This window comes from Cupriavidus pauculus (genome assembly GCF_022179805.1).
Lineage (GTDB): Bacteria > Pseudomonadota > Gammaproteobacteria > Burkholderiales > Burkholderiaceae > Cupriavidus > Cupriavidus pauculus_E.
In genome coordinates, this window is sequence record NZ_BPUO01000001.1 from 63,999 (window position 1) to 85,749 (window position 21,751).

The 21,751-nt window shown below is 65.8% G+C and carries 18 protein-coding genes; 13 read left to right on the forward strand and 5 right to left on the reverse strand.

Translation table 11 applies throughout. The features are described from left to right. Nucleotides 1–41 precede the first annotated feature (41 nt). The 3 genes from MFF62_RS00440 to MFF62_RS00450 all read left to right on the forward strand — a co-directional run bounded on the left by MFF62_RS00440 (nt 42) and on the right by MFF62_RS00450 (nt 2,004). A complete protein-coding gene (locus MFF62_RS00440) occupies nt 42–1,232 on the forward strand; it encodes an amidase (protein WP_238258975.1) in 1,191 nt (396 codons plus the stop codon). 38 nt (nt 1,233–1,270) lie between these two features. Continuing rightward, complete coding sequence (locus tag MFF62_RS00445; RefSeq protein ID WP_238258976.1) at nt 1,271–1,684, forward strand: DUF3830 family protein; 414 nt, start codon at nt 1,271–1,273, stop codon at nt 1,682–1,684. An 83-nt stretch (nt 1,685–1,767) separates the two neighbouring features. Next, nucleotides 1,768–2,004: a hypothetical protein gene (locus tag MFF62_RS00450; RefSeq protein ID WP_238258977.1), complete on the forward strand. Its 237-nt coding sequence runs from the start codon at nt 1,768–1,770 to the stop codon at nt 2,002–2,004. A 20-nt stretch (nt 2,005–2,024) separates the two neighbouring features. Here MFF62_RS00450 and MFF62_RS00455 read toward each other — a convergent pair whose 3' ends face one another. Both MFF62_RS00455 and MFF62_RS00460 read right to left on the reverse strand, forming a co-directional pair. Then, a complete protein-coding gene (locus MFF62_RS00455; RefSeq protein ID WP_238258978.1) occupies nt 2,025–5,135 on the reverse strand; it encodes an efflux RND transporter permease subunit in 3,111 nt (1,036 codons plus the stop codon). A gap of 9 nt (nt 5,136–5,144) precedes the next feature. Continuing rightward, nucleotides 5,145–6,290 carry an efflux RND transporter periplasmic adaptor subunit gene (locus MFF62_RS00460; RefSeq protein WP_238260020.1) on the reverse strand — a complete coding sequence of 382 codons (1,146 nt, stop codon included), beginning with the start codon at nt 6,288–6,290 and terminating at the stop codon, nt 5,145–5,147. Nucleotides 6,291–6,741: 451 nt separating this feature from the next. Between MFF62_RS00460 and hpnD the strand changes: the two genes are divergently transcribed. Together hpnD and MFF62_RS00470 are read left to right on the forward strand one after the other, a co-directional pair. Beyond that, complete coding sequence (gene hpnD / locus MFF62_RS00465) at nt 6,742–7,572, forward strand: presqualene diphosphate synthase HpnD (RefSeq protein ID WP_238258979.1); 831 nt, start codon at nt 6,742–6,744, stop codon at nt 7,570–7,572. A gap of 75 nt (nt 7,573–7,647) precedes the next feature. Then, nucleotides 7,648–8,910 carry a Zn-dependent hydrolase gene (locus MFF62_RS00470; RefSeq protein WP_238260022.1) on the forward strand — a complete coding sequence of 421 codons (1,263 nt, stop codon included), beginning with the start codon at nt 7,648–7,650 and terminating at the stop codon, nt 8,908–8,910. Here MFF62_RS00470 and MFF62_RS00475 read toward each other — a convergent pair whose 3' ends face one another. Continuing rightward, complete coding sequence (locus tag MFF62_RS00475) at nt 8,911–9,207, reverse strand: hypothetical protein (RefSeq protein ID WP_238258980.1); 297 nt, start codon at nt 9,205–9,207, stop codon at nt 8,911–8,913. It abuts the gene before it with no gap. A 359-nt stretch (nt 9,208–9,566) separates the two neighbouring features. On the opposite strand from MFF62_RS00475, the gene ompR reads away from it, so the two are divergent. The 6 genes from ompR (at nt 9,567) to MFF62_RS00505 (ending at nt 15,520) form a co-directional block, all read left to right on the forward strand. Next, a complete protein-coding gene (ompR, locus tag MFF62_RS00480; protein ID WP_010810107.1) occupies nt 9,567–10,289 on the forward strand; it encodes an osmolarity response regulator transcription factor OmpR in 723 nt (240 codons plus the stop codon). Nucleotides 10,290–10,313: 24 nt separating this feature from the next. Continuing rightward, nucleotides 10,314–11,663 carry an ATP-binding protein gene (locus MFF62_RS00485; protein ID WP_238258981.1) on the forward strand — a complete coding sequence of 450 codons (1,350 nt, stop codon included), beginning with the start codon at nt 10,314–10,316 and terminating at the stop codon, nt 11,661–11,663. A gap of 268 nt (nt 11,664–11,931) precedes the next feature. Then, nucleotides 11,932–13,230, forward strand: a complete 1,299-nt coding sequence (tcuC, locus tag MFF62_RS00490) for an MFS transporter (RefSeq protein ID WP_238258982.1) — start codon at nt 11,932–11,934, stop codon at nt 13,228–13,230. 315 nt (nt 13,231–13,545) lie between these two features. Beyond that, complete coding sequence (locus MFF62_RS00495; protein WP_238258983.1) at nt 13,546–14,094, forward strand: peroxiredoxin; 549 nt, start codon at nt 13,546–13,548, stop codon at nt 14,092–14,094. 124 nt (nt 14,095–14,218) lie between these two features. Further along, on the forward strand, nt 14,219–14,740 hold the full coding sequence (locus tag MFF62_RS00500; RefSeq protein ID WP_238258984.1) for a carboxymuconolactone decarboxylase family protein: 522 nt from the start codon (nt 14,219–14,221) through the stop codon (nt 14,738–14,740). A gap of 198 nt (nt 14,741–14,938) precedes the next feature. Next, nucleotides 14,939–15,520, forward strand: coding sequence for a GNAT family N-acetyltransferase (locus MFF62_RS00505; protein ID WP_238258985.1), 582 nt, complete (start codon nt 14,939–14,941; stop codon nt 15,518–15,520). A gap of 12 nt (nt 15,521–15,532) precedes the next feature. Here the strand turns inward: MFF62_RS00505 and ispF are convergent, their stop codons facing one another. Both ispF and ispD read right to left on the reverse strand, forming a co-directional pair. Further along, nucleotides 15,533–16,039, reverse strand: coding sequence for a 2-C-methyl-D-erythritol 2,4-cyclodiphosphate synthase (gene ispF / locus MFF62_RS00510; protein ID WP_238258986.1), 507 nt, complete (start codon nt 16,037–16,039; stop codon nt 15,533–15,535). A 23-nt stretch (nt 16,040–16,062) separates the two neighbouring features. Next, on the reverse strand, nt 16,063–16,851 hold the full coding sequence (gene ispD, locus MFF62_RS00515; protein WP_238258987.1) for a 2-C-methyl-D-erythritol 4-phosphate cytidylyltransferase: 789 nt from the start codon (nt 16,849–16,851) through the stop codon (nt 16,063–16,065). Between the two features lie 131 nt (nt 16,852–16,982). On the opposite strand from ispD, the gene mfd reads away from it, so the two are divergent. Beyond that, nucleotides 16,983–20,435: a transcription-repair coupling factor gene (gene mfd, locus MFF62_RS00520; protein ID WP_238258988.1), complete on the forward strand. Its 3,453-nt coding sequence runs from the start codon at nt 16,983–16,985 to the stop codon at nt 20,433–20,435. Between the two features lie 56 nt (nt 20,436–20,491). Continuing rightward, nucleotides 20,492–21,703, forward strand: coding sequence for an acetylornithine deacetylase (gene argE, locus MFF62_RS00525; protein WP_238258989.1), 1,212 nt, complete (start codon nt 20,492–20,494; stop codon nt 21,701–21,703). Nucleotides 21,704–21,751 lie beyond the last annotated feature (48 nt).

A 21,751-nucleotide genomic window follows, 5' to 3' on the forward strand; every position in this document is an offset into this window, starting at 1 on the left:
CCTATGCTTCCTTCACTTGTCACACAAGGAATTCCGACACCATGAGCCTGGCCACCCATCCCGCCCGCGCGTTCCTGCCCTACCCCGATGCCGCCGTGCCGAACGCCGCCGCCGGCCCGCTGCGCGGCCTGACCTTCGCGGTCAAGGATCTGTTCGACGTGGCCGGCTATCCCACGGGCGGCGGCAACCCGCATGTGTTGGCGCGCTCGGGCATCAAGTCGGCCACCGCGCCCACCGTGCAGAAGCTGCTCGACGCTGGCGCCAGGTTCGTGGGCAAGGTGCACACCGACGAGCTGGCCTTCTCGATGAACGGCCAGAACCACCACTACGGCGGCCCGTACAACGGCGCGGCGCCCGATCGAATCACGGGCGGCTCGTCGTCGGGCTCGGCGTCCGCGGTATCGAACCAGCTCGCCGACTTTGCACTCGGCACCGACACGGGCGGCTCGGTGCGCGCGCCGGCCAGCCACTGCGGGCTGTTCGGCATCCGTCCGTCGCATGGACGGATTTCGCTGCGACAGTGCATGCCGCTGTGTGAATCACTCGATACCTGCGGCTTTTTCGCGCGCGATATAGGTACCTTCGCCCGTGTGGCCAACGTGCTGCTGGGCACCGATGGCGATCCGCTGCCAGCCCGGCCCCGGCTGCTGCTGGCCACCGACCTGTTTGCACTGCCCACTCCCGAGGCACGTGCGGCACTGGCGCCGACTGTCGCGCGGATCGAAGCCATCCTCGGCAAGGCCACGGGCGTCGACGTGGCCGACCGGCCGTTATCCGACCTGTACTGGGCCTTCCGCTATGTGCAGGGATGGGAGGCGTGGCAGGCCGACGGCGCGCTGATCGAGCAATACGGCCTGCAGCTCGGCCCCGACGTGGCGGGCCGCTTTGCGTTCAGCAAGGGCGTCACGGCCGCGCAGTTCGAGCAATCGACCGCCGTGCGAAGCGAGTTCACCGCGCACCTGGGCCGCCTGCTGGGCCACGACAGCATCCTGATGCTGCCGACCATGCCCGACATCGCGCCGCTGCGCTCGGCGCCCATGGAATCGCTGGAAGACTACCGGACCGCCGCAGCGCATACACTGTGCCTGACGCCGCTGTCCGGTTTTCCGCAATTGAGCCTGCCGCTGTCGGGGCGGGCTGGCGCGCCACTGGGTATCTCGCTGATCGGGCCGAAAGGCAGTGACCAGAGCCTGGTGGCCGTAGCCGAGTCGTTGATGACGGCGCTGGTTTGATCCCCAAATCCGCATCCCTGCCAGAAAAGGAACGGTTCATGACCCGACTCCGCATCACCGCCGCCGGCCAGACCTTCATTGCCGAAACACACCCCGACGCGCCCGACACCGTGGCGGCCTTCATGAAGCTGCTGCCCTACCGGCAGAAGCTGATCCACGTGCGCTGGAGCGGCGAAGGCTGCTGGATTCCGCTGGGCGAGTTTAAGCTTGGCGTCGGCTTTGAAAACCACACCAGCCACCCGTCCGTGGGCGACATCCTGTTCTACCCGGGCGGCTACAGCGAAACCGAGATCATCCTGGCCTACGGCAGTTGCCGCTTTGCCAGCAAGATGGGCCAACTGGCCGGCAACCACTTCCTGACCATCGTCGAAGGCAAGGAAAACCTGCGCGCGCTGGGCACCAAGGTGCTGTGGGAAGGTGCCCAGGACGTGGTGTTCGAACTGGCGGAATAACCGGCCCAGTAGCCGGCCGGGTAGCTGGCGGGCGCGGGATTTGCCAGAATCACGGCATCGTCCCCACCCGCCGAGCGTTTCCCATGTACATGATCTACTGGACCGAAGCCACCGCCGAAGGCATGGCGCCGCATGCCCAGTCGTTTCCCGGCGACGCGCTGCGCGATGCGCTGCAATTTGCCGAAGCGCTGCGCCGGCGCCAGTTTGCCGGCGAGCCGGTGAGCTTTGTCACGCTGTGTTCGGAAAACCCGAACGCGGTGGGCAAGCCCGGCGCGGCGGATCCGCCAGCCGACTACGAATGGAAGAAGCGCCGGCCCTGATTGCCCCAGGCGCCCCCTGCTCAGCCCGCCAGCACGCCGCCCTCGTCCTCGGGCGGCTTGACCCGGAACCACGTGGCATACAGCGCGGGCAGGAACAGCAGCGTGAGCACCGTGGCCACCACCAGGCCGCCCATGATGGCCACCGCCATCGGCCCCCAGAATGTCGAGCGCGACAGCGGAATCATGGCCAGCACCGCCGCCGCGGCGGTCAGGATGATCGGCCGGAAGCGGCGCACCGCCGATTCGACGATCGCGTTCCAGGGCGGCAGCCCGGACTGGATGTCCTGCTCGATCTGGTCCACCAGGATCACCGAGTTGCGGATGATCATCCCCAGCAGCGCGGTAATGCCAAGCTGCGCGACAAACCCCATCGGCGAGTGCAGCAGCAGCAGCGTGGCGGCGGCGCCGATCAGTCCGAGCGGCCCGGTCAGGAACACCATCACTGCGCGCGAGAAGCTGTGCAGTTGCAGCATCAGCAGCGTGAAGATCAGGAAGATGCACAGCGGCAGCTGGGCGGCAATCGACGCACCGGCCTTGCCGCTTTCCTCGTCGGCGCCGGCAATCGTGATCCGGTAGCCGGCCGGCAGCGACGCGCGGATCGGGTCGAGCTTCGGGTTGATCTGCGCGCTCACGGTGGGGCCCTGGATGCCGTCGACGATATCGGACTGCACGGTGATGCCGAAGTCGCGGTTCTCGCGCCAGATCACGCCAGGCTCGGACTTCAACGTGACACGGGCAATCTGCGTCAGCGGCACGGCGCGGCCGGTGCTGGTAGGCACCAGTACGTTGTTCAGGTCCGACATCGTGTCGCGCTCGTTGCGCGGCGTACGCATGATGATGTCGATCAGCTTGTCGGCATCGCGGTACTGCCCCACCGGCACGCCCGTCAGCACCGCCTGCGTGGCCCGGGCGATGGCGTTGGTGGTCACGCCCAGCGCGCGCGCCTTGTCCTGGTCCAGCTCCAGGCGCAGCATCTTGACGTTCTCGTTCCAGTTGTCGTTCACGCCCACGGTATTGGGGTTCGCAGCCATGATCGCGCGCACCTGATCGGCCACCTTGCGCACGCCGGCCGCATCGGGCCCGATCACGCGGAACTGCACCGGGTACTGCACGGGCGGCCCGTTGGGCAGCAGCTTCACCCGGCCGCGCAACTGCGGGAATTCCGTGGCCAGCACGCGTTCGATGCGCTTGCGCAGCGCGTCGCGCGCCTCCACGGTCACGGGCATCACGATGGCCTGCGCCACGTTCGATTGCGGGAAGATCTGGTCCAGCGGCAGGTAGAAGCGCGGCGCGCCGATGCCCACGAACGACGTCACGCTCTCCACGGCCTTGTCGCGGCGCATGGCAACCTCGAAGCGCTTGGTGATGGCCTCGGTCTCGGCAAACGCGGTGCCTTCCGGCATCCACATTTCCACCATCAGCTCCGGGCGGCTGGAATCGGGGAAGAACTGCTTCTCCACATACTTGAATGCCAGCAGCCCCAGCGCAAACGCCACCAGCGTGATGGCGATCACGGTCTTGCGCCACGTGACGCACCAGTTCACCAGCTTGCGGAAGCGCGCGTAGAACGGCGTATCGAAGACCTCATGATGGCCGCCGTCGTGCGGACGCGTCTTCAGGATCAGGTAGCCCAGGTACGGCGTGAAGTACACGGCCGCCAGCCACGACAGCACCAGCGCCAGCGCCGTCACGGCAAAGATCGCGAACGTGTATTCGCCCACCGTGGAGCGCGCCAGCCCCACCGGCAGGAAGCCCGCCGCCGTGATCAGTGTGCCGGTCAGCATCGGCATGGCCGTGGACGTGTAGGCAAAGGTGGCGGCCTCCATCTTCGAGAAGCCCTCCTCCAGCTTGCGCACCATCATCTCCACCGCGATGATGGCGTCATCCACCAGCAGCCCGAGCGCGATGATCAGCGCCCCCAGCGATATCTTGTGCAGGCCGATGCCGAAGATGTTCATGAACAGGAACGTCACGGCCAGCACCAGCGGGATGGTCAGCGCAACCACCAGGCCCGGGCGCACGTCCAGCCGCAGCGGCCGGGTATGCAGGCCCAGCGCCACGAAGCTCACGCCCAGCACGATCACCACGGCCTCGATCAGCACGTGCACGAATTCGCCCACGCTGCGCTTGACGGCCTGGGGCTGGTCCTGCACCTGGTCCATCTCGATGCCTACCGGCAACTGACCGCGCATGCCATCGGTCACGCGGCGCAGTTCCTTGCCCAGCGCGATGATGTCGCCGCCCTTTTCCATCGAGATGCCCAGCCCGATCACGTCCTTGCCGTTGAAGCGCATCTTGCTGACGGGCGGGTCCACATAGGCGCGGTACACGTGCGCGATGTCGCCCAGCCGGATGTTGGCGATGCCGTTGGGGCCGCGCAGCACCAGGTTCTGCAGGTCTTCCACGTCGCCAAGCTGGCCCGTGACGCGCACCTGCAGGTTGTCGGTCGGCGTCACCAGCACGCCGCTGCCCGTGGGGTTGTTCTGCTCGGAGATCTGGTTGGCGATGGCGTTGATGTCGAGCCCAAGCTGCGCAAAGCGCGCCTGGTTGAACTCGATGAAGACCTTCTCGTCCTGCAGCCCCAGCAGCGTGACCTTGGCCACGGCCGGGATGCGCAGCAGTTCCTGGCGCACCAGGTCGGCGTACTCGCGCAGTTCCTTGTAGTTGAAGCCATCGGCGGACAGCGCGTAGATGGATCCATACACGTCGCCGAACTCGTCGTTGAAGAACGGCCCGCGCACGCCCTGCGGCAGCGTCTGCTGGATATCGCCGATCTTCTTGCGCACCGTGTACCAGATCTGCGCGGTGTCCTTGGCCGGCGAGTTGTCGGCCAATTGGAAGATCACCGTGGTTTCGCCCGGCTTGGAGAAGCTGCGAATCTTGTCGGCATACGGCACTTCCTGCAGTTGCCGCTCGATCTTGTCAGTCACCTGCACGGCGATCTGCTCGGCCGTGGCGCCGGGCCAGAACGCCTGCACCACCATGACCCGGAACGTGAACGGCGGGTCTTCGTCCTGGCCAAGCTGGAAGAACGCCAGCAGGCCGCCCACCAGCAGCACGACCAATAGATAGCGGGTCAGCGGCTGGTGTTCAAGCGCCCAGCGCGACAGGTTAAAGCGGGAATGTTCCATCTGCCGCCCTCAACCCAGGCGGCGGGACGAATCCAGCGCGCTCAGTTGCGCACCGGGATTGGACGCGGGCTGCGACGGCGCCACGCTCTGCATCGGCTTGACCTTCTGTCCCGGCTTGAGCAGGTGCACCCCGGCCGTAACGATGGTCTGGCCCGGCGTCAGGCCCTGGCGCACTTCGATCAGGTTGCCCTGCGCCTGGCCCAGCGTCACGGGCACGGGCTTCACCGTGCCGGTACCGCCCTGTCCGGGCTGGTAGATCCACACCTGGTTGGAACTCTTGTCCTGCAACAGCGCGGTCAGCGGAACGCGGATGCTGGTGGCCTCGCCCGTACGCGTGAACGACACCACGGCGGTCATGCCGATGCGCAGGTCCGCCGGCGGGTTCGGGATGCTGACACGCGTGGGATAGGTGCGCGTGACCGGATCGGCGGCGGCAGAGATCTCGCGCACGCGGCCCGGCAGCGCGCGCGTCGGGTCTGACCACGTATGGATCGAGACATCGGTGATGCCGCGCAGCATGTCCACCTGGTCTTCGGGCAGGCCGATGGCCACTTCCTTTTCGGCCGTCTGCGCCACGCGTACGACGGGCTGGCCCGGCGTCACCACCTGGCCCACTTCGGTATCGATGGCAGTGACGACGCCGTCCGCGTCGGCGGTCAGCACGGCATAGCCGGTCTGGTTCGACTGGTTGCGCAGATTGGCCTGGGCCTGGTCCAGCCGCGATGCGGCCGAATCGAACGTGGCCTGGCGGCGATTGAGTTCGGCCGCGCTGATGAAATTCTTGGCCGCCAGCTCCTTGTAGCGCTTCAGGTCGGCGGCAGCCAGGTCGCGGTCGGTCTTGGCCGCGTCGTGCTGGGCGCGTGCGCCCGATTCAGCCAGGGCCAGGTCGGTGGGATCCAGCCGCGCCAGCGGCTGACCCTTGCGCACGCTGGCGCCAACGTCGACCAGCCGGGCTGCGATCTTGCCGCCCACGCGGAAACCGAGCCGCGATTCGATCCGTGGGCGAACCTCGCCCGAAAACTCGAACTCGGTCTTGCCGGCCGCCGGGCTCAGTTGCATCACGCGCACGGGCCGCACATCCTCCACCGGCTCGGCCTTCTTGCCGCACCCGCCCAGCGCCAGCAGTCCGGCCAGGGCCAGCAGGCCCATCGCCATCCCGGCCGTCCGCGCGCGGCGACGCTTCGCGGGCGACGCCTGACGCGATTTCTGGAAGACCTCAACTTCATTGGCCGCAACTTCCGGCCCGGCAGATGGCACTGGCATGGACAAGCGTCTTGAGTCGTTGGATGGATCGGGGGCACTGCGCGGCACAAAAGCCGAAGGATGTAACTCTTGCGTCACCACCGGAGGGTTGGCGGCAACGACCCAGCCATCGGAAATGATCGGCCGGAAATAAATAACTTTTCGGTCAGTAATATAACGAGCGGCCTTGAGTGCGTCAAACGCCGGATGACGAACGGTTGTATCCGGCGACAAAATGTCGCGCGGCCGGCGCCGACTGTGCTAGTGCCCTATTCGCGCCCCGCCACCGCCGCGCGCTGAGGCCGATGTTACAATTCGCGGCTTTGGCGCCGCCCCCGCCATCCCCACCAAGAAAGAGATTGGCGTGACGCCCGATCAGTTTTGCCAGGACAAAGCCGCGAAAAGCGGTTCCAGCTTCTATTACAGCTGCCTGCTCCTCCCCCCCGACCGCCGCCGCGCCCTGACTGCACTGCAAGCCTGGCGCCTGGAACTCGACGCCATCGTTCATGAAAACCACGATGCCGGCGTAGCCCTGCAACGACTTGACTGGTGGCGCGCCGAACTGCGCCGCCTGTTCGAAGGCAATCCCAACCACCCGGTCAGCCACGCGCTGCAGCCATTCCTGGCCAGCCTGCCCCAGGCGGAAATGAGCCAGATGCTGGACGGCACCGAGATGGACCTGGCCCAGTCGCGCTATTTCGACGAAACGGTGCTGGGCCGGTATTGCCGGCAGGTTGGCGGCACGTTTGGCAAGCTGGCGGCGCGCGTGCTCGGGTTTTCCGACGACCGCACGCTGGAATTCGCTGAAAAGCTCGGCCTGTCTCTGATGCGCATCCGCATCGTGCGAGAAATGGGCCACGACGCCCGCCTGGGCCGTATCTATATTCCCGTGGACACGCTGCAGCGCTTCGAGGTGCCGGCCGCCGACGTCATGCAATCGCGCCACTCGCCGCAGTTTGCCGCGCTGATGCAGGATCAGGCCGCCCAAGCTCGCGCGCTGTACCAGGACGCCCTGGCGCTGCTGCCGCGCGCCGACCGCCGCGCCCAGCGCGCGCTGCTGGCGCTGGCGGCCATCCACCATGCATTGCTCGATGAAATCGAAGCGAGCCAGTTCCAGGTGCTGACCCAGCGCATCGCGCTGACGCCGATGCGCAAGCTCTGGCTGGCCTGGAAGACCTGGCTGCGCAACGGCTGACCGGCTGCGCCGGCCGCCCGTATCTAGTGAATTCCCGCTGTATCGACGTATTGCCGTATTGACGCCATGGACGCCATGACTACCGCCACGCCCTCCCTCGGCCAGCTGATCCTGGACCGTGCCGACGCCCTCGCCCAGTACTCCGACATGGAAGGCGGGCTGACCTGCGCCTACCTGACGCCGGCGCACGCCAGCGCCCAGGCGCTGCTGGCACGCTGGATGGAAGACGCCGGCATGACGGTGCGGATCGACGCCATTGGCAACGTGATTGGCCGCTACGCCGCCGATCCTGCCGAGCCGAATCCGAAGGTGCTGATGACCGGCTCGCACTTCGATACGGTGCGCAACGGCGGCTGCTATGACGGGCGGCTTGGCATCCTGCTGCCGATTGCCGTGGTCGGCGCGCTGCGCGATGCGGGCATCCGCCTGCCCTATCACTTTGAAGTCGTGGCGTTTGCCGAAGAGGAAGGGCTGCGCTTCAAGACCAGCTTCCTGGCCAGCAGCGTGCTGGCTGGACGCTTCGATCCGGCCCTGCTGGAGCGCGTGGACGTCGACGGCGTGTCGATGCGCGACGCGCTGGCGCAAGCCGGCTTTCCCGGCGCCGGCAGCCTGGATGCGCTGCGCGCGGCGGCGGTGGATCCCGCCACGCTCGCCGGTTTTGTCGAGGTCCATATCGAACAGGGTCCGGTGCTGCTGAATCGCGGACTGCCGCTGGGTGTCGTCACGCAGATCGCGGGCAGTAGCCGCTTCCAGGTGCGCGTGGAGGGCCTGGCCAGCCACGCCGGCACCACGCCGATGGACATGCGGCGCGACGCCGCCACGGGCGCTGCCGAGATGATCCTGCTGGTGGAGCAGCGCTGTGCCCAGGTGCCGACGCTGGTCGGCACGGTGGGTCAACTACAGGTACCCAACGGATCGAGCAATGTGATTCCGGCTGCGTGCGTGTTTTCGATGGATATCCGCGCGGGAGAAGATGGCATCCGCGAGGCCGCCATCACCGACATCGTGGCCGGCATCGAGCGCATTGCCGCGCGGCGCGGGCTGCAGGCAAGCGTGGAGCGGGTCACACCGGTCAACAACGCGCCCTGCGCGCGCTGGCTGATGGACCAGTTCGCGGCCGTATTGAGAAAGCGGGGGCTGGAGGCGTTCGAACTGCCGTCCGGCGCGGGCCATGATGCGATGATGATGCAGCGGATCACCGATGTGGCAATGCTGTTCGTGCGCTGCGGCAATGGTGGCATCAGCCACAATCCGGCGGAAACGATTACCGTGGAAGATGCCCAGCAGGCAGCCGAGGTGTTCGTGGATTTCCTGCGGCACTTCCGGACGGTGGCCTGATCAGCCGCCCCGATACATTTCCTTGCCGATGTCGTAAAGGTTCTTGCGCAGCGTCTTGCGTTCGTCGGGCGACAGGCGCTGGCTGCCGCCGCGCTGCCCTTGCCGTCCGGCTCGCTCGGCCATGTCGCGCTCGGTCTCGGCACGGTCGCCGCGACGCGGGGGCTGGCGGTTGCGTTCGGGTTGCTGCGGGTTGCCGCCCTGGCCTGCGGGCGGCTGGCCCTTGGGGTGAAGCAGGTGTGCCATGCCCGCTGACTGGGCGTGCGCCGTGGCAGGGGCCGCGGCGATCAGCAGGGTCATGCCGGCAAGCCAGACCACTCGCGCGCAGAAATTGCGACGCAGGGTTTGCCCGTGCCGGTTATGCTTCACTTTCATTGGATAATGGCGGTTTCGACTGTGGCCTCCGGCCGGATCCCAGGGATCCATCTGGTGGCACGCCGACATCGCCAGGCGCGACGGCGAGGCAGGTGCCGGCAAGTCGCGACAGGTAATTTCACGATGCCCGGGGAGACCGATTTTTCCTCTGACCAATGGGGTCCTTGGAAACGGTTTGCGGAGTGTAAATGCACAAAAGGTGCACGCCGCCATACCACGGGGTAAAGTATGTAACGTTTTGTTAAGCCATTTTGAGCGAAAGCGATAATCGCTAAGATACCGCCATGGAAAATACCAGCCACAAGATTCTCGTCGTGGATGACGACCCGCGCCTGCGCGACCTGCTGCGCCGCTACCTTGGCGAGCAGGGCTTCACGGTCCTCGTGGCGGAAAACGCCACGGCCATGAACAAGCTCTGGCTGCGCGAACGTTTCGATCTGCTGGTGCTGGACCTGATGATGCCCGGCGAAGACGGGCTCTCGATCTGCCGCCGCCTGCGCGGCGCCAACGACCAGACGCCGATCATCATGCTCACCGCCAAGGGCGAGGACGTGGATCGCATCGTCGGCCTGGAAATGGGCGCCGACGACTACCTGCCCAAGCCTTTCAACCCGCGCGAACTGATCGCGCGCATTCACGCGGTGCTGCGCCGCAAGGGCCCCGCCGAAGTGCCGGGCGCCCCGTCGGAAACGCCCGAAACGTTCGCGTTCGGCGATTTCGTCCTGAACCTGGCCACGCGCACGCTGACCAAGAACGACGAGGAAATCACGCTCACCACGGGCGAATTCTCGGTGCTCAAGGTGTTCGCCCGCCATCCGCGCCAGCCGCTGTCGCGCGAGAAACTCATGGAAATGGCACGCGGCCGCGAATACGAGGTATTCGACCGCAGCCTGGACGTGCAGATCTCGCGCCTGAGAAAGCTGATCGAGCCAGACCCGAGCAACCCGCGTTTCATCCAGACGGTCTGGGGCCTCGGCTATGTCTTCATCCCCGATGGCGTGAAGTAAGTCAGGTCGACCGCAGGCAGCATCGTGGCGACCGCTCTCGGCCGTACCGCAACGCGGTTCTTTGGTTCGCTCTTCTGGCGAACCTTCATGCTGATCGCCCTTTTGCTGGCGATCTCGCTGGGTATCTGGTTCCAGAGCTACCGGCTCTTCGAACGCGCGCCGCGCGCCCAGCAGATCGCCATGCAGGTGGTCAGCGTGGTCAAGCTCACCCGCGCTGCCCTGCTCTACTCGGACCCGGCCAGGCGCCGGTTCCTGCTGCTCGACCTCGTCCAGAACGAGGGCATCAAGGTCTATCCGCGTGAAAAGGACGACGACTTTGCCGCGCCCAAGGCCAATCCATTTCTGACCCAGCTGGTACAGCAGGAAATCCGCGGCCGCCTGGGCGAGGACACCGTGCTGGCCACCACGGTCAACGATATTCCCGGGGTGTGGGTCAGCTTCGAGATCGAAGGCGACGACTACTGGGTCGCCATCAGCCCCGAACGCTTTGAACGCGTGCCGGGCATCCAGTGGCTCTGGTGGAGTATTGCCGCGCTGCTGTTGTCGATCATCGGCGCCGCGTTCATCACGGCGCGCGTGAACTACCCGCTCAAACGCCTGGCCAACGCGGCCCGCCAGATCGGCACGGGCGGCGACCCGCCGCCGCTGCGCGAGCAAGGCGCCAGCGAAGTGGCCCAGGCCAACCGAAGCTTCAACCAGATGGTGCGCGACCTGCGCCAGCTCGACGATGACCGCGTGGTCATGCTGGCCGGTATCTCGCACGACCTGCGCACACCGCTCACGCGCCTGCGTCTGGAAACCGAGATGTCACCCGTGGACAACACCACGCGCGACGCGATGATTGCCGACATCGAGCAGATGGACGCGATCATCGGCCAGTTCCTGAACTACGCCCGCCCGGGCCAGGAAGTGGTGGAGCCCGTGGACCTGTCCACGCTGGTGCAGGAATCGGTCGGCGTCTACGCCGCGCACGACGATGTGCGCGTGCACGTGCGATCGTTCGGTCCTGTCATGGCCGTGGCCAACCGCATGGAAATCCAGCGCATCCTCGACAACCTCGTGGAAAACGCGCGCCGCTATGCCAAGGACGAAGAAACCGGCATGGCCGAGGTGGAAATCTCCACGCGCGTCGAAGACAAGGAAGCCGTGCTGGTGGTGGCCGACACCGGCCCCGGCGTGCCCAACGAGCAGCTGTCGCTGCTGACGCGGCCGTTCTACCGCCTGGATAGCGCGCGCAGCGAGGCCAAGGGTGCCGGCCTGGGTATGTCGATCGTCAACCGCATCCTGCAGCGCAACGGCGGCCGCCTGCTGCTGGCCAATCGCCCCGCGCCGAAGACTGGCCTCGTGGTCAGCGCCCGTTTCCGGCGCGCGTGATGCTTGCTGCCCTCCTCTAGCCTGTTTTCTTGCCGTTCGGCACGCCTGCTTGCGCATTGACAGGTTTTCTTCAGCATTTGATATGAGTTTGAAAGGTCGATGACAGGCGAATGACAGCGTCGCCGCGCACACTTCACGCCATCCGACAGGCCGATGCATACCAGCGCATCCACAGTCATGGCGACGCCTGCCGCAGTCCCCCTCCCCGCCATGGCTGACAACGATCGACACGCGCTCCGTTCCAACGGACGCAGACAGAGAGACAGCCATGTCCAGCACATCCCACAGCGCAGGCGAGCAGAGCGGTTTTCGTACCGTGTTCCGCGTCGTCAGCGGCAATTTCCTCGAAATGTACGACTTCATGGTGTACGGCTTCTATGCCGCCGCCATTGCGCGTACGTTCTTTCCGTCCGGCGATGAATTCGCATCGCTGATGCTGTCGCTGGCCACGTTTGGCGCCGGCTTCCTGATGCGCCCGCTGGGCGCCATCGTGCTGGGTGCCTACATCGACCACCACGGGCGCCGCAAGGGCCTGATCGTCACGCTGGTGCTGATGGCCATGGGCACACTGCTCATCGCAGTGGTGCCGAGCTATGCGACGATCGGCGTGGCCGCGCCGCTGCTGGTACTGTTCGGCCGCCTGCTCCAGGGCTTCTCGGCTGGCGTGGAACTGGGCGGCGTATCCGTGTACCTGTCCGAGATCGCCAAGCCCGGCCAGAAGGGCTTCTACGTGGCCTGGCAATCTGCCAGCCAGCAGGTGGCCGTGATCTTCGCGGGGCTGCTCGGCGTGATCCTGCACGCCACGCTGGCGCCTGAGCAGATGGATAGCTGGGGCTGGCGCCTGCCGTTCCTGATCGGCTGTCTGATCGTGCCCTTCCTGTTCATGATCCGCCGCTCGCTGGAAGAAACCGAAGCCTTCCGCACGCGCAAGCATCGCCCGTCGATCAACGAGATCTACCGCTCGATGCTCGACAACTGGCGCATCATCATCGCCGGCTGCATGCTGGTGGTGATGACCACGGTGTCGTTCTACATGATCACCGCCTACACGCCGACGTTTGGCAAGACCGTGCTGAAACTCGACGACGTGGACAACCTGATCGTCACGATGTGCGTGGGCCTGTCGAACTTCATCTGGCTGCCGCTGATGGGCGCCGTCTCCGACCGTATCGGCCGCAAGCCGCTGCTGCTGTTCTTCACGGTAGCGACGCTGGTGACCGCCTATCCCGCCGTATCGTGGCTGGTGGCCGCACCGTCGTTCGAGCGCCTGCTGATGGTGGAGCTGTGGCTGTCGTTCCTGTACGGCAGCTATAACGGCGCGATGGTGGTCACGCTGACCGAGGTGATGCCGCCCGCCGTGCGCACTGCCGGCTTCTCGCTGGCCTACAGCCTGGCCACGGCCCTGTTCGGCGGCTTTACGCCCGCCATCTCGACGTACCTGATCCACAGCACCGGCAACAAGGCCGCCCCCGGCCTGTGGCTGATGTTCGCCGCCGTGTGCGGTCTGGTGGCAACGCTGATCATCTTCCGCGCGCAACGCGCCCAGGCCGCCCTGCGCACCGCCTGACACCAACGGTGCGGCGCCGCCGCGTTCATGCCCCCGACACATCGGTGTGGCAGATATGGGCGCGGCGGGCGCAACCTCTTGAAATTTCGCCTGTTGCCATGCATCTACGTCACGCATGGCATACTTCGCCGTTCGTTTCGCGGCGTCTCCAGATAGGTACCTATCAGCCTCTTTGAGATTTTCAATTGGCTGCTGCGCTGCGTCTGGGCCCATAATTCAAGCTTGTTGCGATTGCTTTTAGGTGATCCTTGAAGTACAGGAACCTACTGGCGATTCGCCCGCCTTATCCTCTTCAAACCGTATCAGGAGAAGTTCATGAAGACCGTTGGTCAAAAGCTGGAAGCCTTCCAAGTTGTTGGCGTGAAGCCTGGTTTCAACAACCACGAAGAAAATGGCCAGTCGGCTTTCGAAGACATCACCGAGAAGTCGTTCGAAGGCAAGTGGAAGGTCATCTACTTCTACCCGAAGGACTTCACGTTCGTGTGCCCGACCGAAATCGTGGCATTCGCCAAGCTGAACGGCGACTTCGCCGACCGCGACGCGATCGTGCTGGGCGGTTCGACCGACAACGAGTTCGTGAAGCTGGCATGGCGTCGTGAACACAAGGACCTGAACAAGCTGGACCAATGGCAATTCGCCGACGTGACCGGCTCGCTGGTGGACCAGCTGGGCGTGCGCGACCAGGCAGCCGGCGTGGCCCTGCGCGCTACGTTCATCGTCGATCCGGACAACGTCATCCAGCACGTTTCGGTGAACAACCTGAACGTCGGCCGTAACCCGGAAGAAGTCCTGCGTATTCTGGACGGCCTGCAAACGGACGAGCTGTGCCCGTGCAACCGCGCTGTTGGCGGCGCCACGCTGTAATTGGCCTTGCCTGCCCGGCGCCCTCGGGTGTCGCGGCAATCGGCGTGGAAGGGGCCAGACGCCCTTTCCACGCAGAAACCCGCTATGTGCGGGTTTTTTGAGCCCCTGTCGATAGGAGAAATAAATGGAATTCCTCAGCGCGATTAAGAGCTTGATCCCCGACTACGCCAAGGACATCCGCCTGAATGTGGATGGCACGATTGCGCGCTCGTCGCTGGAAGGCAACGATGCCGTCGCCGTGGCACTGGCCGCCGCGTTTGCCGCCAAGAGCAAGACCATCGTCGACGTGATTCGCAACGCCAACGTGCTGTCGCCCGAGGAAGTCACCGCCACGCAGACCGCCGCGGCGCTGATGGGCATGAACAACATCTGGTATCCGTACGTCGAGATGGCGGAAGACCCCGACCTGGCCAGCCAGCCGGCCGGCCTGCGCATGAACGCCTACGCTACCCATGGTGGCGTGGACAAGCGCCGCTTCGAGATGTACGCCCTGGCAGCATCGATCATCGGCAAGTGCCATTTCTGCGTGAAGTCGCACTACCAGCTACTGAAGAACGAACAGGGCATGAGCGCGCAGCAACTGCGCGACGTGGGCCGGATCGCCGCCGTCATCGGCGCCGCAGCTAACGTCATCGCCGCCGAATAAGCATGGAAAGCGGGCGCAACCGCCCGCTTTCCTGATGCCAGGCAACAATGCCGGCGGACACCGCGAGGGGTCCGCCGGCATTTTGTTTGCAAATGGTCAATCGGTATTGTCCGACATCGGATACAGCCAACGGACACGATGCATTTGTGCATGGCGCGGCCTACAATCGACGAAAGGTCACGAACTTCAGCCGTTGCCATGAGCACCTTGCCTTCACCGAATTCGCCGCGCTTCCGGTTCCGCCTTGCCGCGGTACACGACTGGGGCGATATTGCCGCCGTCACCCAGCAAGCCTACGGGCAGTATGAACTGGAAATCATGGAAGATTGCCGCGCGTCGTTCCAGCGCGGCATGCAGGCCGTGCTGGCCGCCAAGGACAATCCCGACATGGAGTGGTGGGTCGCGGAAACCGATCACGGCATCAGCGGTGCCGTGCTGTTCTGCCATCCGGGCGCCACGCTGCCAGCGCTGGACGGTTCCACGATCACGCTGACCCAGCCCGAAGCACGCCTGTTGTCCGTCAGCCCTCAGGCGCGCGGCCTGGGCCTGGGCAAGCGGCTGATGCAGATCTGCATCCAGCGCGCGCGCGACATCGGCGCCCAGGCGCTGATCTGCCGCACCATGCCCGAGATGGATTCCGCCATCAAGCTCTGCGAGCATGCGGGGTTCGAGAAACGGACCGAAGCCGGATCGCACCACGGCGCCATGGCGCGGATGATCGACTACGTCTATCCGATCACGGCCGAGGACGCCGCGACGCCGCCCCCACCCGCTGCCTGAAGCCTTAGCGCTTCAGTCCTGAACGTCAGCCGTGCGGCGGTAGATCAGTACCGCCGCCTGCGCGACGATGCCCTCTTCCTTGCCCTCGAACCCGAGCTTCTCGTTGGTCTTGGCCTTGACGTTGCAATGGGTGACGGGCAGGCCCAGGTCTTCGGCCAGGTTGGCCACCATGCCGGCGATGTGAGGCGCTAGCTTGGGACGCTGCGCGATCACCGTTGCATCGACATTGCCGATCTCGAAACCGGCCGCGCGCACGCGGCGCGCGGCCTCGCGCAGCAGCACGCGGCTGTCGGCGCCCTTGAAGTCGGGGTCGGTATCGGGGAAATGGCGGCCGATATCGCCCAGCGCGGCGGCGCCGAACAGCGCATCCGTCACGGCATGCAGCAATGCGTCGGCATCGGAATGGCCCAGCAGGCCGCGATCATGCGGAATATCGACGCCGCCGAGAATCAGCTTGCGCCCAGCCACCAGCGCGTGCACGTCATAACCCTGGCCTACGCGAAAATCGAACGGATTCAAAACGACTCCTTGCAAAATTGGATTCAGGACGACGGCTGGCCCGTACGCAGCAACACATCCGCCAGCGCAAAGTCTTCCGGGTAAGTCACCTTGAAATTGCGCAGCGAGCCATTGACCAGCCGCGGATGCAGGCCCAGCCGCTCGATGGCGCTGGCCTCGTCGGTCACCACGGCACCGGCTGCCATGGCGTCTTCCAGCGCATGGCGCAGTACGCCGATGCGGAACATTTGTGGCGTCTGCGCCTGCCACAGCCCTTCGCGCGGCACCGTGCCGCCGATCCGCGTGCCGGCGTCGGCGCGCTTGAGGGTATCGGGCACGGGCACGGCCAGGATGCCGCCGATCGGCTCGCTGGCCGTGTCGTCGGACTCCACCGCGCGCACCAGCGTGTCGATCATCGCCGTGGTCAGGCCCGGGCGCGCGGCGTCGTGGACCAGCACCCAGTCGGTATCCACCGCACCCAGCGTCGCCAGGTGATGCAGGCCAGCCAGCACCGAGGCATGGCGGGAATCGCCGCCCACGAACGCGGTATCGAAGCGCAGCCCGGCAAACGCCTGCGCGCCGAACCGTGATTCCAGCGGCATGTCGTCGGGCGCCAGCACCAGCGCCGTGGCGCTGATGGCGTCGCTGGCGGAAAACGCGGCCAGCGCGAACCAGAGCATCGGCCGGCCGGCCACGGTCTGGTACTGCTTCTGCACGGCGCCACCGGCGCGGCTGCCGGTACCGGCACAGGGAATCAGGGCGAATCGTCGATCGGACACAGGTTTGGGGGCCTTTGAATATTTGGCACGGCCAGCGGGCCGGCCGGAGCGCATTCTATAATACGGCCCTCGCCCGCCGCCATGACTCCGAGCATGGCGTGACGGACATGACCGACATCCCTGCCCGTGGCATGCCTTTCGCATGTGCCGGCGGGGTGCCGTCATTTTTGCGCCCACTGCTGCCAATGCCTGACACCGCTACCGCATTCCCCTTTGCCAACCTGCCGCTGATCAAGCCTGGCTTGCGCCATGCCGTGAGCGGTCTCACGGGTTCCGCCGACGCGCTGGCGGTTGCCGCCTACGCGCGCCAGCATCGTGGCAGCGTGCCGATGGTGGCCGTGGTCTGCGCCAATGCCATGGACGCGCAGCGGCTGGCCGAGGAAATTCCCTGGTTTGCCCCCGAACTGCGCGTGCGCCTGCTGCCGGACTGGGAAACCCTGCCCTACGACAGCTTCTCGCCGCACCAGGACCTGGTGTCCGAGCGCCTGGCCACGCTGCACGACATCCAGGGTGGCCAGTGCGACGTGATGATCGTGCCGGCGTCGACGGCGCTCTATCGCCTGGCGCCGCCGTCGTTCCTGGCCGCGTACACATTCTTCTTCAAGCAGGGCGAGAAGCTCGACGAATCCGCGCTCAAGGCGCAGTTCACGCTGGCCGGCTACGAGCACGTAAGCGCCGTGATGCGCCCGGGCGAATACAGCGTGCGCGGCGGCCTGATCGACCTGTACCCGATGGGTTCGGCGCTGCCGTACCGGATCGACCTGTTCGGCGACGAGATCGAAACCATCCGGGCGTTCGATCCTGATTCACAGCGCAGTCTGTACCCGGTCAAGGAAGTGCGCCTGCTGCCGGGCCGCGAGTTTCCGCTGGACGAGCCCGCGCGCACCGCGTTCCGGGGCCGCTGGCGTGAAGTCTTCGAAGGCGATCCGACAAAGTCGCCGATCTACAAGGACATCGGCAACGGCGTGCCGTCCGCCGGCATCGAGTACTACCTGCCGCTGTTCTTCGAAGAGAGCGCCACGCTGTTCGACTACCTGCCGGCCGGCACGCAGATGGCATTCGCAGGCGACATCGAGGATGCGATCCGGCGCTTCTGGGCTGATACCACGCAGCGCTACACGTTCATGCGGCACGACCGCGAACGCCCGCTGCTGCCGCCGGCCGACCTGTTCCTGTCGGCAGACCAGTTCTTCATCGGCGCCAAGCCGCTGGCGCGCCTGGTGCTGCAGCGCGAACCGGCCAATGCCGACGCTCCCGCATTCACGGCCGCGCTGCCCGACGTCTCGGTCAATCGCCGTGCCGAGGATCCGCTGGTCAACCTGGAAGCCTTGCTGCTGAACAAGGCCACGCGCGTGCTGATGTGCGCCGATTCCGCTGGCCGGCGCGAAACGCTGATGCAGCTCTTTGCCGAAAGCGGGCTGCGGCCGATGGTGGTGGACGACTTTGCCGCGTTCCAGGCCGGCGATTCGCATTTCTCGATCGTGGTGGCGCCGCTGCAGAGCGGCTTTGCGCTGCCGTCCGCGCAGTACGCGTTCATCACCGAGAACGAGCTGTACGCGGGCACCACGCGCCGCGCGGGCCGCCGCAAGCAGGAACAGGCCAGCACCGTCGACGCCATGGTGCGCGACCTGGCCGAACTCAAGATCGGCGACCCCGTGGTGCACAGCGAGCACGGCATCGGCCGCTACCAGGGGCTGGTGACGCTGGACATGGGCCAGGGCGACGAGGAATTCCTGCACCTGGACTATGACCGGGGCAGCAAGCTCTACGTGCCCGTGCACCAGTTGCACGTGATCTCGCGTTACTCGGGTGCCGATCCCGATACCGCGCCGCTGCATTCGCTGGGCACCGGCCAGTGGGACAAGGCCAAGCGCCGCGCCGCGCAGCAGATCCGCGATACGGCAGCCGAGCTGCTGAACCTGTACGCGCGGCGCGCGTTGCGCCAGGGTTTCGCCTTCCCGCTGCAGCCCAAGGACTACGAGACGTTTGCCGAAAGCTTCGGTTTCGAGGAAACGCCGGACCAGGCGGCCGCCATCTCGGCCGTGATCGCCGACATGACATCGGGCAAGCCGATGGACCGACTGGTGTGCGGCGACGTGGGCTTCGGCAAGACCGAGGTGGCGCTGCGCGCCGCGTTCGTGGCGGTGCTGGGCGGCAAGCAGGTAGCGATGCTCGCGCCCACCACGCTGCTGGCCGAACAGCATTTCCAAACGCTGTCCGACCGCTTTGCCGAATGGCCGGTGCGCATCGTGGAACTGTCGCGCTTCAAGACGAAGAAGGAAATCGACGCGGCCATCAAGCAGATCAACGAAGGCACGGTCGACATCGTGATCGGCACGCACAAGCTGCTCTCCGACGAGGTGAAGTTCCAGCGCCTGGGCCTGGTTATCATCGACGAGGAACACCGCTTCGGGGTACGCCAGAAGGAAGCGCTGAAGACGCTGCGCGCCGAGGTGGACGTGCTGACGCTGACCGCCACGCCGATTCCGCGCACGCTGGGCATGGCGCTGGAAGGACTGCGCGATTTCTCGGTCATCGCCACGGCGCCGCAGAAGCGGCTGGCCATCAAGACGTTTGTGCGGCGCGAGGAAGACGGCGTGATGCGCGAAGCCATCCTGCGCGAGCTGAAGCGCGGCGGGCAGGTGTACTTCCTGCACAACGAGGTGGAAACGATCGAGAACAAGCGCGCCAAGCTGGCCGAACTGGTGCCCGAGGCGCGTATCGCCGTGGCGCACGGCCAGATGCACGAGCGCGAGCTGGAACGCGTGATGCGCGACTTCGTGGCGCGGCGCGACAACATCCTGCTCTGCACGACGATCATCGAGACCGGCATCGACGTGCCTACCGCCAACACGATCCTGATCCATCGTGCCGACCGCTTCGGGCTGGCGCAGTTGCATCAGCTACGCGGGCGCGTGGGCCGCAGCCATCACCAGGCCTACGCCTACCTGCTGGTGCACGACGTAGACGGCCTGACCAAGCAGGCGCAGCGCCGCTTGGAGGCTATCCAGCAGATGGAAGAACTGGGTTCGGGCTTCTACCTGGCCATGCACGACCTGGAAATTCGTGGCGCGGGCGAGGTGCTGGGCGACAAGCAGTCGGGCGAGATCCACGAGATTGGCTTCCAGCTTTACACGGACATGCTCAACGCCGCGGTCAAGTCGCTCAAGGCCGGCAAGGAACCGGACCTGATGGCGCCGCTGGCCGCCACCACCGAGATCAACCTCGGCACGCCGGCCCTGCTGCCCAACGACTACTGCGCCGATGTGCACGAGCGCCTGTCGCTGTACAAGCGACTGGCCAACTGCGAAACAAGCGAGCGCGTGGACGATATCCAGGAAGAACTGATCGACCGCTTCGGCCGGCTGCCCGCGCAGGCGCAGGCGCTGATCGAAACGCACCGGCTGCGCATTGCCGCCGCCCCGCTGGGCGTGCGCAAGATCGACGCCGGCGAGGCCACCGTCAGCATGCAGTTCGTGCCGAACCCGCCCATCGACGCCATCCGGATCATCGACCTCGTGCAGAAGAACAAGCACATCAAGCTGGCTGGGCAGGACAAGCTGCGCATCGAAGCCAAGATGCCCGACGTGGGTGCCCGCGCGCAGACCATCAAGCATACGTTGCGCCAACTGGCCTGATGACACGGACGGGTGTACGATCACATCCTTGACGAATCAATTGTTTTTGCCATCTCATGCAAGCTGCCGCCGACACCCGAACCGCCCAACATGACGCCCCGCAACGCGGCAGCGCGTTGGACTGGACCCAGCGCCTGGTGTCGTACGACACCACGTCGCGCCATTCGAACCTGGGCCTGATCGAGTCCGTTCGCGATCATTTCCTGGCCAAGGGCCTGCGCCCCCACCTGAGCTACAACCCGCAGGGCGACAAGGCCAACCTGTTCGTGACAATTCCTGCGGCAAACGGCGCCACCGACGGTGGCATCGTGCTGTCCGGCCACACCGACGTGGTGCCCGTGGACGGCCAGAATTGGACCACCGACCCGTTCAAGCCCGTGATCCGCGACGGCAAGCTCTATGGGCGCGGCACCTGCGACATGAAGGGATTCATCGGCGCCAGCCTGGCGCTGCTGCCGACCATCCTGGAAGCGAAGCTGCGCGAGCCGGTGCACTACGCGCTGTCGTTCGACGAGGAAATCGGCTGCATGGGCGCGCCCTACCTGCTGGCGGAGCTGCGTGACCGCGGCGTACTGCCGGCGGGCTGCATCGTGGGTGAGCCCACCAGCATGCGCGTGATCGTGGCGCACAAGGGCATCAACGCCTACCGCTGCTGCGTGAAAGGCCAGGCCGCGCATTCGTCGCTGACCCCGAAGGGCGTGAACGCCATCGAATACGCCGCACGCCTGATCTGCTACATCCGCGACATCGCCGACGAGTTCAAGGCCAACGGCCCGTACGACCGCGCCTTCGACGTGCCGTTCACCACGGCGTCCACCGGCACGATCCAGGGCGGCATCGCGCTGAACACGATCCCGGCCGAATGCGAGTTCGTGTTCGAATTCCGCAACCTGCCCGGCGTGGACCCGGAAGCCATCCTGGCGCGCATCCAGAAGTACGTGAACGATGTGCTGCTGCCGAAGATGCACGCCGAACACGTGGATGCTGGCATGGCCATCAGCAAGATCGCCGCGGCGCCGTCGCTCGATGCAGCCGAATCGGACGCCATCACGCAGCTCGTGCGCGCACTGACCGCCGATCGCGATACAAACAAGGTGGCCTACGGCACCGAAGCCGGCCTGTTCCAGCGCGCTGGAATCCCGGCCGTGGTGTGCGGCCCCGGCGACATCCAGCAGGCGCACAAGCCCGACGAGTTCGTGGCGCTGGATCAACTGGCCGCCTGCGAGGCGTTCCTGCACAAGGTTGTGGACAGCCTGCGCGTGGCCTGATTTGCCAGCACGGGAAGGGGGCGCGGGCTGCTGGCGCAGTACAATACC

What these genes read in the sequence shown, in the direction of transcription:
- MFF62_RS00500 (WP_238258984.1), top strand. Translation starts at nt 14,219, where the DNA reads ATGGAATTCCTCAGCGCGATTAAGAGCTTGATCCCCGACTACGCCAAG.
- MFF62_RS00470 (WP_238260022.1), top strand. Translation starts at nt 7,648, where the DNA reads ATGACTACCGCCACGCCCTCCCTCGGCCAGCTGATCCTGGACCGTGCC.
- MFF62_RS00495 (WP_238258983.1), top strand. Translation starts at nt 13,546, where the DNA reads ATGAAGACCGTTGGTCAAAAGCTGGAAGCCTTCCAAGTTGTTGGCGTG.
- MFF62_RS00455 (WP_238258978.1), bottom strand. Translation starts at nt 5,135, where the DNA reads ATGGAACATTCCCGCTTTAACCTGTCGCGCTGGGCGCTTGAACACCAG.
- MFF62_RS00505 (WP_238258985.1), top strand. Translation starts at nt 14,939, where the DNA reads ATGAGCACCTTGCCTTCACCGAATTCGCCGCGCTTCCGGTTCCGCCTT.
- ispD (WP_238258987.1), bottom strand. Translation starts at nt 16,851, where the DNA reads ATGCGCTCCGGCCGGCCCGCTGGCCGTGCCAAATATTCAAAGGCCCCC.
- ompR (WP_010810107.1), top strand. Translation starts at nt 9,567, where the DNA reads ATGGAAAATACCAGCCACAAGATTCTCGTCGTGGATGACGACCCGCGC.
- MFF62_RS00440 (WP_238258975.1), top strand. Translation starts at nt 42, where the DNA reads ATGAGCCTGGCCACCCATCCCGCCCGCGCGTTCCTGCCCTACCCCGAT.
- argE (WP_238258989.1), top strand. Translation starts at nt 20,492, where the DNA reads ATGCAAGCTGCCGCCGACACCCGAACCGCCCAACATGACGCCCCGCAA.
- MFF62_RS00445 (WP_238258976.1), top strand. Translation starts at nt 1,271, where the DNA reads ATGACCCGACTCCGCATCACCGCCGCCGGCCAGACCTTCATTGCCGAA.
- MFF62_RS00475 (WP_238258980.1), bottom strand. Translation starts at nt 9,207, where the DNA reads ATGACCCTGCTGATCGCCGCGGCCCCTGCCACGGCGCACGCCCAGTCA.
- tcuC (WP_238258982.1), top strand. Translation starts at nt 11,932, where the DNA reads ATGTCCAGCACATCCCACAGCGCAGGCGAGCAGAGCGGTTTTCGTACC.
- MFF62_RS00450 (WP_238258977.1), top strand. Translation starts at nt 1,768, where the DNA reads ATGTACATGATCTACTGGACCGAAGCCACCGCCGAAGGCATGGCGCCG.
- MFF62_RS00460 (WP_238260020.1), bottom strand. Translation starts at nt 6,290, where the DNA reads ATGGCGATGGGCCTGCTGGCCCTGGCCGGACTGCTGGCGCTGGGCGGG.
- mfd (WP_238258988.1), top strand. Translation starts at nt 16,983, where the DNA reads ATGCCTGACACCGCTACCGCATTCCCCTTTGCCAACCTGCCGCTGATC.